Origin of the sequence: Enterobacter sp. 01-M-03-SI-ECC, from assembly GCF_047530215.1 — a bacterium.
Lineage (GTDB): Bacteria > Pseudomonadota > Gammaproteobacteria > Enterobacterales > Enterobacteriaceae > Enterobacter > Enterobacter chengduensis.
On the sequence record NZ_JBLKDA010000034.1, the window covers coordinates 1 to 13,044 of the forward strand.

Below are 13,044 nucleotides of genomic sequence, written 5' to 3' on the forward strand. Positions count from 1 at the left end.
AGGTCGGGTCTCAGTCCAGGGCATAGCGAGTCTCCTCTTCTATGCCAGTTATAACTGTTACCCATGTATCCGGTCTAAAGTGTTACCCATGTTTCCGGTTCATACCGCAGCGCCACCCGGCTTGTTTTCAATATCTCACACACACTGACTTCGTTTCACACCAGCCGTCCAGCCAGTCCGGGCCAAAGTCGCGCCCTGTCCCGGACTGCTTCATGCCGCCGAACGGCAGGTTGGCGTCGATCAGCGTATGGCTGTTCACCCAGACGGTGCCCGCCTGCAGCCGGTCGGTGTACTCCAGCGCCTTGCTGATGTTCTGCGTCCAGACGCTGGCGGTCAGGCCATATTCGGTGTCGTTTGCCAGCTGGAGCGCCTCTTCGCCGTCGGCGACGCGCACCAGGTTGACCACCGGGCCAAACACCTCTTCGCGGGTTAAGCGCAGCGAGGCATCCGGGTTCACCACCAGCGTTGGCGAAACGTAATAGCCTTTGCCTTCTGGCCCCCGGTTACCGACGAGCAGCTCCGCGTTGCGCGAGGTCGCTTCATCAAGGAAGGCCTGCACCTTATCGCAGTGCGCGCGCGACACTAGCGGGTTGATAAACGCCTCCGGCGACATGCCCGGCCCGACGCTCAGGGATTTCACCGCCTGCTCAAACCCGCTGACCAGCGTGTCAAACAGCGGCGCTTCAATATAGATGCGCGAGCTTGCCGCGCACACCTGCCCCTGGTTCAGGAAGCTGCCGGTCATCAGGCCTTCGATCACCCACGCCGGGTCCGCGTCTTTTAGGACGATAGCCGGGTTTTTCCCGCCCAGCTCCAGGGTCACCCCGGTAAGCGTGTCCGCCGCCGCGCGGGCAATTTGCTTGCCCGTCGCCGTTGAGCCGGTAAAGCTCACCTTGGCAATATGCGGATGCGAGGTCAGCGCTGCGCCACACACCGCGCCGCTGCCGGTCACCACGTTGAATACCCCGTCTGGAATGCCCGCCTCGCTGGCCAGCTCCGCCACGCGCAGCATGGTCAGCGGCGTGGTTTCTGACGGCTTGATGACAATTGAACAGCCAGCCGCCAGGGCGGGCATCACCTTCCACATCCCGATCATCAGCGGGAAGTTCCAGGGCACAATCCCGGCCACCACGCCAACCGGCTCCTTGCGCGTCCACGCCTGATAGCGGGCGCCCTGCGGCAGCGGGATGGAAAGGTCGAGGGTCTTACCCGAAATTTTGGTGGTCAGCCCGGCGGTGTAGCGCATCCAGTTCAGCGTGCAGCCCACTTCAAAGGCCCGGGAAATGTTGATGGATTTGCCCTGCTCCAGGGTTTCAAGCTGGGCCAGCTCCTCACTATGCTGCTCCACCAGATCGGCGAAATGGAGCAGGATCCGCTCGCGCTCTGCCGGGAGTTTTCCGGCCCAGCTGCGGGCCACAAACGCGCGCCAGCCGGACATGACGGCACGATCAACGTCGTCGACGCTGGCGTCGGCCGTCGAGGCAATCACCTCGCCCGTGGCCGGATTGTAGACGTTCAGCCGCTTTTCACTGTCCGACGCGGCCTGACGCCCTTCAATCCACAGGCCATGCTGCCGGTCTAAAAACTGTTGTACGGCGGGCTGAATGGCCACCAGTGGTGCAGACATAGGATACTCCTTCGTTATTCTTCGCAGGGTGTTTATCCAGTCTAAGTGGGGTTTTACGTTCTCGCTTTTGTCTCTGTGACATTCGCTTTGCCACCTGTGACAGGCTCCGCAAATCGCGATAATTGCCGCTTATATCGCTGTTACCGGTGAGCGTTCTTTCCTATAGTCAGCCTCATAGCTCTGACAAAATGCAACACAAATGCAACAATGTGAAAACGTTGACGGTGCAGTGAGAGAAACGATGGCGTGTGCAAGCGAGCAGGAACAGTATCAGCAGTGGCTGGCGCAAATTAACCAGGTTTGCGGGCGGTTTAACGCGCAGCCCACGGAGGGGAAGTTCTTCGGCGAGCTGGAGACCAGCTATGCGCGCAGCCTGAAGCTCAGCACCGTCACCGCAGGCGGCGTTAACCTGTTCCGCTCCCGTCAGGAGATCGCCCAGAGTCATGATGCCTGGTTCTATACCGTCTTCCAGCTCGAAGGCAGAGCGGAAATTGAGCAGGATGACCGTCGCGCGCTGCTCAGAACCGGTGATATCACGCTGATTGACGCGTCACGACCCTGCTCGATCAACTGGCGGGAAAAATCTCGCCAGATTTCGCTGCTGGTTCCCCGCCAGATTATTGAGCAGCAGTGTCGCTTCCAGGAGATAAGCTGCGCGACCGCCCTTTCCCGCACCTTGCCCACGGTCCAGCTGAGCCATCGCCTGCTGATGGAGAGCATGAGCAATGCCGACCTGAGCGACCGGGAAAGTGAAGCGGCGCTCGAAGCGATGATCTGCCTGCTGCGCCCCGCTTTCCAACAGCGCGAGGTGATTCAGCCGCGCAAGGAGCGCCAGTTTCAGCACGTCGTGGCGCTGATTGACGACCATATTCAGTCTGAATCGCTGCGCCCGGAATGGATTGCCGCCGAGAGCGGAATGTCCGTGCGCGGCCTCTACCGCATGTTTGCCGAGAAGGGGCTGGTGGTGGCGCAGTACATCAAAAACCGTCGGCTGGATTTGTGCGCGCAGGTGCTGCGCGCTGCCGGGGATGATGAAAAGCTGGCGGGCATTGGCTACAGCTGGGGGTTCACCGACCATAGCCATTTCTCAACGGCATTTAAGCAGCGTTTTGGCGTCTCGCCGGGGGAATACCGCAGGCGCTACCGCTAGCTATTTTTTCAGCCATTTGCCGTTAATCCCCTTCACGTATTCACCCGGCTGCGCGCGGGCAACCAGCTTTTGCCCTGCCATTTTAGCCACTTCATCGACCGGCAAATTATTGCTATCGGCCAGCTTCTGATAGCTCTCCGTGCGCGCCGCGTTAATACGATTGACCAGCGCCAGCGTTTCCGCATCCTGTTGGATCGGGGCAAGGTAACCGCTGAGGGTTTCCCCCACGCGCCCCTGCGCCCGGGCATCGCTTAAGGTCAGCGTAGCCGCCTGCACGTTCATCCCCAGCGCCAGTAAAATCAGAGCTAATCGTTTCATGGCGTCCTCAGAACAGATCGCTGCGCGATTTCAGCAGGGTTTCAACGTCTTTATCGACCTTAATATGGATCTCATGTTCGATTTTGACATTCATATTGATGGTAATCGGCTCCTTTGGTGCAGCAACTTCGATACGCGGCGTACAGCCGGTCAGTAGCGCGGCAACGGCAACGGTGAGCGCACCAGCCATCTTGTTTATTGTTGTTCCTCACTTTCCTTGCCGGTCGAACTGCGGGGAGCAGGTATCGCCGCATGTTGCTCAAACCAGGTTTGCAGGTTGTCCCCAAAACGCAGGCTGCGCCAGAGGGTAAAGACATTTTCGTCATGGGTGTAGTTCAGGTTGACGGAGCTGCTTTTGCCCTCCACCCGGCTGGTCCCCTTGATGGTCGCCTGCATGGTTAATTCACCCAGGTTATCTAAATTGATTTTCGTCCACGAGCGTGAAATTTCCATATAGCGGAGCCAGTTAATCGCCGCGCCCGCCACCATATTATCGTTTACGATGGCGTCTGCGGTATCTTTGTCGATGCGCAGCGTCATGGGTCCCGGGTTGGTCAGCCACCCATCCTTAATGATCCATTTTTCATTATCCAGCCAGAACGGCAGCGCCCCGCTGACCGGGCCAGATAGGGTAAACTGTTTCGGATTGACGGCGCTAATCAGCTCGCTTGATGAGATATTGTCCACGCGCAGCAGGGCCGGATCGTGCTGCGGCATCCGCAGCTGCTGCATGGTGATCTTCCCGCCGAGGGTCTCCACCTTCACGTTGGTAAGCAGCAGCGGATTGTCCTCCGTCCAGGGATAATCGCCCTGTAAATCCGCGGTAATGTTGCGCGCGGTCACCAGGTTTACCACTTCACCGATGCGCAGCGTGACCGGACCGCGCGTGCCGAGAGACCAGGTGCCCTCGCTGAAGCGGAACGGCAGCACAAAGTCGACGCCGTTAATCTGGTTATCGGGCATCCAGGCGCTGCCGGATTTCAGCACGCCGTGCCCACCCGCCTCAAAGCCCTGATCGGCCGCCGCCGAGAAGGCCACCTGGGCATAAAGCTCCCCGTCGCGCAGGGTCATTTTCCAGTCCGGCGGGATCAGCGGCTGGAAGACGGTGAGCGACTGTTTTGGCCACCAGGCCTGCCCGCGAAGGCGAACGCCGTCCCAACGACCGTTCACCTGCACCGGACCGATTTTTTCCGCATGGAGGTCGCCCTTAAACTGGAATACCGTCGGGTCGGTGCCGTCGACGCTGAAGGTCAGGACCGAGGGCGGCAAAACGCTGCCGCCGGAGAAGCGGGTTTGCCCCGCATTGAGCGACAGCGCGCCGCTGAAGGTCGGTTTTTCGGCATCGCGCAACCAGCGTACAGGCCTATCCAGCACCAGACGCGGCTTGCTGACCTCCATCGTGCCGTACTGCAGCTTGTCAAAACCGGTGGAGAGCGCCGTCAGCTCGATAAGGTTGTCGCGCCACTCGCCTTTCCCGGCGACATCCCAGCGGGCGTGCATCGGCGTAAACCCGCCTTTCCCCCAGTAGCGCCACTGCCACAGGCCGCTGTCGGGTAAAAAGTCGCTGGCCTGTCCGTCCAGGTGCAGTTCAAAATCGCCCATTTCGTTTTCATGGGCGCGCAGGATCGCCTGCAGGCGGCCGTCCACGCCCTTCTGGGTGAGCTTCACGCCCGCCAGCGGCCAGCGGATTTCATCGATATCGAGCGAGTTAATGATCCGCCCGCGCGAGCGAAGCAGCGCGCCCGGCTCAAAGGCCAGCTGCGGGTCATACAGGCTGCCGGTCAGCGTTGCAGGCAGTTTGGCGTAAAGAATAAGATCGTTCTGCTTCGCCTCGCCGCTGAGGTGCAGGGGCATGTCGCTGTTTTCCATGCTGAGCCTGCCGGGCCCAATATTCAGTACCGCGTTGCCTTTCCCCGCATCGCCCTGCGTCAACACGTTCAGTCGTCCGGTCAGGGTGGTTTTCTCCAGCCCCTGCTGCCAGTTGTCGGCGCGAAGGGACACCCGCCCGCTCAGCGGCATACCGGAAAGATCCCAGTTCCAGCGCCCGTCGCTGATGTTTAGCTGCTCCGCCGCGATCTTCCACGGCAGGTCGAGCAGCGGATCGGGGTTGTCCCGCGCCATCACCACCAGCTGCCCCTGATTGTCTTCCCAGTCCAGATCGGCATCGACCAGAGACGTTAACTGTGGCACGTTAAAGGTTGCCACCGCGTGGCCTTTCACCGGCACGCCGTCCGGCACCAGCGGCAGCGTGAACTCGCCCACCAGCTTAACGGGCTGCGGCTGGTCAGGAAGCTGTACATCGAACTGGCTGACCGAGAGCGTCTGGCCGCGAAGCGTGCCTTTAATGCTGACCTGTTCGCCTTTATAGGCGATCTCCTGCATGGACGGGGTCAGCGACGCCTTCAGCTCGCCCTGCCACTGCTGCCAGGGCGACAGCGTCAGACGGTGAACCGTGAGCCAGGTATTGGGTAACACCGCCTGCCACTGCGCCAGCGTTTTGGGGGCGACCGTTGAGGGCGCTGACTGGGGAATTTTGCTGAGGCAGACGGAGTTAAGATCCAGCGCGCCGATATCCAGCTGCCAGCGGCTTGGATGTGACAGCGTCACGTTCTCGATGCGGGCAATCTCGCAGTCTTCCACCAGATAGCGGAGATCGGGGATGAGCAGCGCGTGGCGGGTCAGTTTCGGACTCTCTTCAAACGCGATGCGCGTCCCGACGGGAAGCCAGATCCCGGCGAGCGTCGGCACCCACTGGGCGAGCGTCATCAGCAGCGTCAGCGGCAACAGTATGAACAGCAGTAAAAGCGCAAGAGCGGCTTTGTATTTACCCTTCATGGGCAGTTAATATCCTGATTTAGCGAAAGAATTAAGCCGGCAGTGCCGATTATTGTCGCATGTTCAGCGGCTGAATTGAAGTTGATGCCGGGATTAAGGATAGCTGCTGTGAATAGTATGCGAAAACTTTTTACTGTGCGTAACCTAAAGAACAAATTTTTAGATTCAGTAGGTTACGCATAATTTAGGGGTGTGAGCAGATCAACGTTTCGGAACTAATATCTGTTCCGAGGCATAGCCAACAGGTAAAGCATAGCGAATATTAATGACCCCCAATACACCGAGTCGTAGCGCCAGGGATCGAAATCAATATGTAAAAAACCACTAACAAACTCATAGCCGTTGGCAAAAACGTTAATTTGAATGGCTGCAATGGCTATCACAAACAGCGTATAGGCAATGAACAGGGGATATTTACGGAGCCTGTTAACCTGGATTTTCCCAATGTACAACAAGAAAAAGATGGCTAGAGATACAATAAAATAGCACAAAGCAGGTAGAATAGGCGGAGTTAACGACAATTCAAATTGTTGCGACATGATCAATTCTCTTTAGCTATCTGGTACATCTGCCATCCTGTAACGCTTCCACTGGTTAAATCCAGAGCCAGTGCTGTTTTAGACGCCTCTTGCCATCCTCTGATATAATCAGATTCGATATTGCGAAATAAACTCCAGGATTGTTCTCTGGGAGCCAAAACTCTCCTACCCGCGCCATAGGCCGATAAAGAGATATCAACTACCCCATAGACAATGTCTGCCTCATTATTCCCATAGCCTAGCTTCGCGGCTGCGTAACGATAAGCATCTCTTAGCGTGCCTGACCGATCTTCACGATAGAGAAGATAGTATCCATTCTCATACATGTTGTTTAACCCATGAGTAATCATAGGTGCGCCATACGCAGCACAGGCAAGTCCCAGTGAACCGACGCATAAACTTGCACCTCCATACACTTGTGCTCCACCAGCAACAAAACCGATCTGTTTAAGAGCTAATGTCGTTGTTGTCGTGCGATTTTTTTCTACGACAATGAATAATTTAGCCTTATTGAAGGTAAGTAAATCATCCTGTTCCTTTAGATGATGTATCTGTTGATCAATCAATTTAACCCCGCCTGACCAGGTCAAGCAATGCGATTCGATCTCCCTTCTTAGATGATCAACAAATTGTTGAGTTTCAAAAAACATGCCTGAAGAACCATAAAGCAAATGCTTTGTGGCTATTCGCTGCGCAAGATTTTCAATCTCAATTACTTTCGCTTCGAAATGACTTTTATACCGATTATGGTTATACATTCGGTCTCCCTGTCATTCTTAACCGATACTGATAGTTTGCCCTTTGATGGTAATACATTCAACGAGCTATGTCATACCAACATCGACGCGCAATCATTTATTACGGCGTTGGTAGACGGGTAGCGCCTTATAACATTTAAACTGATGGAAATTTCTCCTGGACAACCCCCTAAGAAGTTGCTGGGCATAAATGTCATGGAGTTAAGGTATGCATTTGCTCTAGAATCATTGATAGAACTTATTGAATTCAATAATATTTTAGAAATTGTAAGATAATTTTAATCATGCTAACGTGAATGCAAAATCACTGGAGAAAGTCTTATGAAACTCGCGGTATACAGCACAAAGCAGTACGACAAAAAGTATCTGCAACATGTAAACGAGGATTACGGGTTTGAACTTGAATTTTTCGACTTTCTGCTGTCCGAAAAAACCGCCAAAACGGCGCACGGCTGTGAAGGCGTCTGCATTTTTGTTAACGACGACGGCAGTCGCCCGGTGCTGGAAGAGCTGAAAAAACACGGGGTGAAGTACATCGCCCTGCGCTGCGCGGGCTTTAATAACGTGGACCTCGACGCGGCAAAAGAGCTGGGTCTGAAGGTGGTGCGCGTTCCGGCCTACTCTCCTGAAGCGGTCGCGGAACATGCGATCGGCATGATGATGTCGCTCAACCGTCGTATTCACCGCGCTTATCAGCGCACCCGTGACGCCAACTTCTCGCTGGAAGGGCTGACCGGCTTTACCATGTACGGCAAAACCGCAGGCGTGATCGGCACCGGTAAAATTGGCGTAGCAACCCTGCGCATTCTGAAAGGCTTCGGCATGCGTCTGCTGGCGTTCGATCCGTACCCAAGCGCCGCAGCGCTGGAGCTGGGCGTGGAATACGTCGACCTGCCGACCCTGCTCTCACAGTCTGACGTGATCTCCCTGCACTGCCCGCTGACGCCGGAAAACTACCACCTGCTGAACCAGGCGGCGTTTGACCAGATGAAAGACGGCGTGATGATCATCAACACCAGCCGCGGCGGGCTGGTTGACTCCCAGGCCGCCATCGAAGCGCTGAAAACCCAGAAAATTGGCGCGCTGGGTATGGACGTGTACGAGAATGAGCGCGATCTGTTCTTTGAAGACAAGTCTAACGACGTGATTCAGGACGACGTGTTCCGCCGCCTGTCTGCCTGCCATAACGTGCTGTTTACCGGCCACCAGGCGTTCTTGACGGCCGAAGCGCTGATCAGCATTTCAGAAACCACGCTGGGTAACCTGCAGCAGCTGGAAAAGGGTGAAGCCTGCCCTAACGAACTGGCTTAACCCCAACGCCGGGTGGCGTCTATACCTCGCCCGGCGCGTTTGTTTCCCAGCTACGATGCGCAACGCGCCACCAGATCAGGACGGCCACCAGCGCAATCGCGCTCAGAACGCTGAATGCCGTCGCAAAGGAGTAATGCCCGGCAATCGTGCCGGTTAACGCCGGGCTCAAGGATGCCCCAACCCCCTGCATCAGCATCACCACACTCTGCCCGGCATTGACGTGGCCGCTTCCGCGCAACAGCACCACGATAAACGACGGTACGACTACCCCCAGGATCCCGGCGGCCAGACCGTCAAGAATCTGGACTGGGATCATCATCAACGGCGCATCCGTAGAGGCCGCCAGCGCCGCGCGCACCGGCATCACCAGCAGAGCCAGCATAATCAAGCGCCAGTAGCCGTAGCGGTCTATTCGGTGAGCAACCCAGATGGCGACGGGGATCATCATGGCCTGCGAGATGATGACGGTGCCTGCCGCATACAGGCCGGGGTTGATCGACGCGGGCGCCGACGCCACCCTCATGCTCAGCATCGGCAGCAGCGCGGCGTTCGCCAGGTGGAACAGCAGCAGCGTCAGCCCGGTCACAAACAGCGCCCGGTTTTTAATCAGCACGGCAAAGCCGGGAACCGGAGCGCTCCCCGAGGAGGAAAGCCCGCGCGCCGCGTCGTTATCGATATCCCGGTTGCGAATGGCAAGCAAAGCACACAGCGTGAGCAGCGTGGTGCAGGTCATCAGCAGGAAAATCCCCCCGACGCCCCAGTACCAGGCAATACCGCCCGCCAGGAGTGCGGTAACGAAATTGCCGCCGTGATTGAACGCCTCGTTTTTGCCCATCTGCGCGCTGAACCCGCCCTGACCGGTGAGGCCCAGCGTAATCCCCGCAATCAGCGGGCCGACAAACGCCGCGCAGATACCGGTGACCATCTGCGAGACGGCGACAACGATGGTCTGCTGGCTAAACCAGAGCAGCAGCGTGCTCAGGGTGATCAACATGCACAGCAGCGCCAGCACCGCGCGTTTGTTCCGGGAAGTGTCGGTGATAACCCCCGCCGGAAGCGTGGCCAGCAGTCCCGCCAGCCCACCTGCCGTCATCAGGATGCCAATATCATCCGGGGTCCAGTGGCGTTCGGTCAGAAAAATACCGAGAAAAGGCCCAAGCCCGTCGCGAACATCCGCGATAAAAAAACTGGTCAGGCATAATGCCCGCAGCGAACGAAGAGACATACTTCCTGCCTTTGACTGTTATCGCCTGTTAAAAAGCACAATGCAATATACCGGGTATGTTTGAAAATCAGATGACGCCTTAAAAAAACATGCCTTGCGAACTTAAACGGTTCATAAAGGAGGCTGTTTTTTCGCTTTACTCATTCACTCGCCTGACTATACTGGCAATAAATTTTCACAGGAGACCTTCGTTGGAAAGTTATTTTAGCGTAGATACGAAGGTAAGCTAGCGCAATATTCTCGCTGCTTACCTTAACCGGTGGGCAGCAATCCTCTTTACGCGATTGTATCCCGACAGAATAAGAACCGCTCAATTTGTGGGGCATCGCGATGTTCATGTTTAAACACTCACTCTTTCCACCACCGTCGTTCTGACACGTTTAGCATTTAAACGGCGTTATGATGTGCTTAGCGAAGCACTGACGCTTATTATTTTATAACGTTAACAGGCGACAGGCTGATGTTCCCTTATATCTCTCATCTGCTCGCAGCGATGCTGCTGGGCGCAATTATCGGCGCGGAAAGGCAGTGGCGCCAGCGTATGGCCGGGCTTCGCACCAATGCACTGGTGGCGACGGGCGCAGCCGTATTTATTTTAAGTTCTCTCTCGACGTCGCCTGATAGCCCGGGGCGTATTGCAGCGCAGATTGTCTCCGGAATAGGCTTTCTTGGCGCAGGGGTTATTATGCGTGAGGGCATGAATATTCGTGGTCTCAATACTGCCGCTACGCTGTGGTGCTCGGCCGGAATTGGTGTGTTGTGCGGCTTAGGTCAATTCTGGAATGCCGCTATGGCCAGCGGAATTATACTCTGCGCCAACATCCTGCTTCGCGAGGCCGCGCAGCGGATTAATCAACTGCCCGCGCTCCACGAAGGCGAAAAATGCTATGTTCTGAAAATTACCTGCGATGACGAGCATAAAGATGCGGTGCGGCAGAGCGTGGTCAGCATGGCGAAAGAGTTGACGTTGAGTCTGAAAGCGATTTATTGCGATACGGCGCAAGCGGAAGGAAAAACGGAAATACGGGCCGAGGTGATGACCCGTGAGGAATACCGAAAATTACTCGATCTGATTATGGGTAATATTGGCGGGAATAAGATTATGGCTTCCGTGAGCTGTCACGCCGCTTAAACATAAACCGGGCGCAAAGCCCGGTTCTTTTTTCCGCTAACGGCCCCCCTACTCGCTCAACCCGCGATTCTCCAGCATCGGTTCAATCTTCGGATCGTGCCCGCGCCACTGGCGATACAGCTCGGCTAAATCCGTGCTGTTACCACGGGACAAAATCGCCTCGCGGAATGTCTGCCCGTTTTCGCGCGTCAGGCCGCCCTGCTCGACAAACCACTGATAGCCGTCGTCCGCCAGCATCTGCGTCCACAGGTAGGCGTAATAACCCGCCGCGTAGCCGCCGCCGAAGATATGGGCAAAGTAGCTGCTGCGGTAGCGCGGCGGTACGGCGGGCAGATCCAGCCCCTCTTTTTTCAACGCTGCCGTTTCAAAGCCCTCAACGTCCGATACAGCTTCACGGAGGGCGTGCCAGTTCATGTCCAGCAGCGCGGCTCCCAGCAGCTCCGTCATGTCATAACCCTTGTTGAAATGGGTCGCGTTGAGCATGCTTTCCCGCAGGGCGTCCGGCATCGGCTCACCGGTTTCGTAATGGCGCGCATAATGGGTAAACACCTGCGGATGGCTGGCCCAGTGCTCGTTAATTTGCGACGGGAACTCAACGAAATCACGCGGCGTATTGGTGCCGGAAAGCGTGGCGAAGCGCTGGCTGGCAAACAGGCCGTGCAGCGTATGGCCAAACTCGTGGAACAGGGTTATCACGTCATCCCAGGAGAGAAGCGCAACGCCGCCGTTAGCCGGTTTCTGGTAGTTACAAACGTTGTAGATCACCGGGCGGGCAGCAAACTCGAAGGATTGCTCGACGAAATTCCCCATCCAGGCGCCGCCCTGCTTGGAGTCGCGGGCAAAGAAGTCACCGTAAAACAGCGCCATGCCCTCACCGGTGTGGTCGAAAATTTCCCATACGCGGACGTCCGGGTGATACACGGGGATATCGAAGCGCTCCACAAAGCGGATGCCAAACAGCTGGCTTGCGGCCCAGAATACGCCATCCTGAAGCACGGTGTTGAGCGCAAAATAGGGTCTGATTTGGGATTCATCAAGCGCATATTTCGCCTGGCGCACGCGCTCGGCATAGAAGGCCCAGTCCCAGGCCTGAACGGTGAAACCACCCTGCTCGTCGTTGATGACTTTCTGAATATCGGCCTGCTCGCGTTCCGCGCGGGCGCGGGCGGCTGGCACGATGCCGCGCATAAATTCCAGCGCGGCGGCAGGCGTTTTCGCCATCTGATCGGCGATGCTCCAGCTGGCGTAGTCTTCGAAGCCCAGCAGGCGAGCCTGTCGCGCGCGCAGCGCCGTCAGGCGAAGGATCAGCGCACGGGTGTCGTTTTCGTCCCCTTTCTGGGTACGCGTCCAGCCCGCGTTGAAGAGGTTTTCGCGGGTCTGGCGATTGCGTAGCGCCGCAAGCGCGGGCTGCTGGGTGGTGTTCAGAAGCGGGATCAGCCAGCGATCGTTTAGCCCTCTCTCCGCGGCGGCCTGCGCCGCGTCGGCAATCTCGCTGGCGCTGAGCCCGTCAAGCTGGTGCGCGTAATCCACCACCAGCCCACCCGTCTTATCGGCCGCCAGCAGGCGCTGGTTAAACTGGCTGGTCAGGGTCGCCGCCTCGGTATTCAGCGCCTTAAGCTCCGCTTTTTCGGTCTCATTCAGACGCGCACCGGCCAGAATAAACCGCTGATACGTCTCCTCGACCAGCCGCCGGGATTCGGCATCCAGCGCGGCGCGGTCCTGCCAGACGCTCTCCACCCGGGCGAACAGCACGTCATTCAGCCAGATATCGTTCGCCAGCGCGGCAAGCTCGGTGGAGAACTGCTCTTCCAGCGCCTGTAAATACGGATTGGTGTGCGCGGAGGTCATGGCGAAGAACACGCTGCTGACGCGCGCGAGCATGGCGCCGCTTTTCTCCAGCGCCAGCACGGTGTTGGTGAAGTCAGGCGCTACGGTCTGAGAGACAATGGCGTCAATATCCGCCCGCTTCTGGCGAAGCGCTTCATCGAACGCCGGGCGATAGTGGTCGTCGTTGATCTCATCAAAATGGGGGGCCTGGTAAGGCAGCAGGCTGATGTCAAAAAAGGGATTCGTGGCCGTCATCTTTCGCTCCTGAGTACGGGTATTCTCCCAGAGTAGGCCAGGCCGCCATCGCCTGCAACGCCGTCAT

The 13,044-nt window shown here is 57.1% G+C and carries 11 protein-coding genes; 3 read left to right on the forward strand and 8 right to left on the reverse strand.

The window, feature by feature from the left end:
- Positions 1-127: 127 nt before the first annotated feature.
- Positions 128-1,627 carry an aldehyde dehydrogenase family protein gene (locus tag ACMWKK_RS22085; RefSeq protein ID WP_112781641.1) on the reverse strand — a complete coding sequence of 500 codons (1,500 nt, stop codon included), beginning with the start codon at positions 1,625-1,627 and terminating at the stop codon, positions 128-130.
- Positions 1,628-1,868: 241 nt separating this feature from the next.
- Here ACMWKK_RS22085 and feaR point away from each other — a divergent pair, with 241 nt between their 5' ends.
- The gene (gene feaR, locus ACMWKK_RS22090; RefSeq protein WP_406542932.1) at positions 1,869-2,777 is read left to right on the forward strand and encodes a transcriptional regulator FeaR; all 909 of its coding nucleotides are present in this window, start codon (positions 1,869-1,871) and stop codon (positions 2,775-2,777) included.
- Here the strand turns inward: feaR and ACMWKK_RS22095 are convergent, their stop codons facing one another.
- The 5 genes from ACMWKK_RS22095 to ACMWKK_RS22115 form a co-directional block, all read right to left on the reverse strand.
- On the reverse strand, positions 2,778-3,095 hold the full coding sequence (locus tag ACMWKK_RS22095) for a YdbL family protein (RefSeq protein WP_032640419.1): 318 nt from the start codon (positions 3,093-3,095) through the stop codon (positions 2,778-2,780). It lies immediately after the preceding gene.
- Positions 3,096-3,102: 7 nt separating this feature from the next.
- Positions 3,103-3,294, reverse strand: a complete 192-nt coding sequence (locus ACMWKK_RS22100) for a YnbE family lipoprotein (protein ID WP_032651162.1) — start codon at positions 3,292-3,294, stop codon at positions 3,103-3,105.
- Entirely contained in the window at positions 3,291-5,930 is a 2,640-nt protein-coding gene (locus ACMWKK_RS22105) for a YdbH family protein (RefSeq protein WP_112781644.1), read from the reverse strand. The genes ACMWKK_RS22100 and ACMWKK_RS22105 overlap by 4 nt, the downstream gene beginning before the upstream one ends.
- 215 nt (positions 5,931-6,145) lie before the next feature.
- Complete coding sequence (locus ACMWKK_RS22110) at positions 6,146-6,469, reverse strand: hypothetical protein (protein ID WP_112781645.1); 324 nt, start codon at positions 6,467-6,469, stop codon at positions 6,146-6,148.
- A 2-nt stretch (positions 6,470-6,471) separates the two neighbouring features.
- Positions 6,472-7,227 (reverse strand): DUF4225 domain-containing protein, encoded by a 756-nt coding sequence (locus tag ACMWKK_RS22115; protein ID WP_112781646.1) that lies wholly within the window; start codon positions 7,225-7,227, stop codon positions 6,472-6,474.
- 321 nt (positions 7,228-7,548) lie between these two features.
- Here ACMWKK_RS22115 and ACMWKK_RS22120 point away from each other — a divergent pair, with 321 nt between their 5' ends.
- Positions 7,549-8,538 carry a 2-hydroxyacid dehydrogenase gene (locus ACMWKK_RS22120; RefSeq protein WP_112781647.1) on the forward strand — a complete coding sequence of 330 codons (990 nt, stop codon included), beginning with the start codon at positions 7,549-7,551 and terminating at the stop codon, positions 8,536-8,538.
- 19 nt (positions 8,539-8,557) lie between these two features.
- On the opposite strand, the gene ACMWKK_RS22125 is transcribed toward ACMWKK_RS22120, so the two are convergent.
- Positions 8,558-9,763 carry an MFS transporter gene (locus tag ACMWKK_RS22125; RefSeq protein ID WP_112781648.1) on the reverse strand — a complete coding sequence of 402 codons (1,206 nt, stop codon included), beginning with the start codon at positions 9,761-9,763 and terminating at the stop codon, positions 8,558-8,560.
- A 460-nt stretch (positions 9,764-10,223) separates the two neighbouring features.
- Here ACMWKK_RS22125 and ACMWKK_RS22130 point away from each other — a divergent pair, with 460 nt between their 5' ends.
- Positions 10,224-10,895 carry an MgtC family protein gene (locus ACMWKK_RS22130; RefSeq protein WP_112781649.1) on the forward strand — a complete coding sequence of 224 codons (672 nt, stop codon included), beginning with the start codon at positions 10,224-10,226 and terminating at the stop codon, positions 10,893-10,895.
- A 48-nt stretch (positions 10,896-10,943) separates the two neighbouring features.
- On the opposite strand, the gene dcp is transcribed toward ACMWKK_RS22130, so the two are convergent.
- Entirely contained in the window at positions 10,944-12,977 is a 2,034-nt protein-coding gene (gene dcp / locus ACMWKK_RS22135) for a peptidyl-dipeptidase Dcp (RefSeq protein ID WP_112781650.1), read from the reverse strand.
- Positions 12,978-13,044: the final 67 nt, after the last annotated feature.

What these genes read in the sequence shown, in the direction of transcription:
- ACMWKK_RS22125 (WP_112781648.1), bottom strand. Translation starts at nt 9,763, where the DNA reads ATGTCTCTTCGTTCGCTGCGGGCATTATGCCTGACCAGTTTTTTTATC.
- ACMWKK_RS22095 (WP_032640419.1), bottom strand. Translation starts at nt 3,095, where the DNA reads ATGAAACGATTAGCTCTGATTTTACTGGCGCTGGGGATGAACGTGCAG.
- ACMWKK_RS22120 (WP_112781647.1), top strand. Translation starts at nt 7,549, where the DNA reads ATGAAACTCGCGGTATACAGCACAAAGCAGTACGACAAAAAGTATCTG.
- feaR (WP_406542932.1), top strand. Translation starts at nt 1,869, where the DNA reads ATGGCGTGTGCAAGCGAGCAGGAACAGTATCAGCAGTGGCTGGCGCAA.
- ACMWKK_RS22085 (WP_112781641.1), bottom strand. Translation starts at nt 1,627, where the DNA reads ATGTCTGCACCACTGGTGGCCATTCAGCCCGCCGTACAACAGTTTTTA.
- ACMWKK_RS22115 (WP_112781646.1), bottom strand. Translation starts at nt 7,227, where the DNA reads ATGTATAACCATAATCGGTATAAAAGTCATTTCGAAGCGAAAGTAATT.
- ACMWKK_RS22105 (WP_112781644.1), bottom strand. Translation starts at nt 5,930, where the DNA reads ATGAAGGGTAAATACAAAGCCGCTCTTGCGCTTTTACTGCTGTTCATA.
- ACMWKK_RS22130 (WP_112781649.1), top strand. Translation starts at nt 10,224, where the DNA reads ATGTTCCCTTATATCTCTCATCTGCTCGCAGCGATGCTGCTGGGCGCA.
- ACMWKK_RS22110 (WP_112781645.1), bottom strand. Translation starts at nt 6,469, where the DNA reads ATGTCGCAACAATTTGAATTGTCGTTAACTCCGCCTATTCTACCTGCT.
- dcp (WP_112781650.1), bottom strand. Translation starts at nt 12,977, where the DNA reads ATGACGGCCACGAATCCCTTTTTTGACATCAGCCTGCTGCCTTACCAG.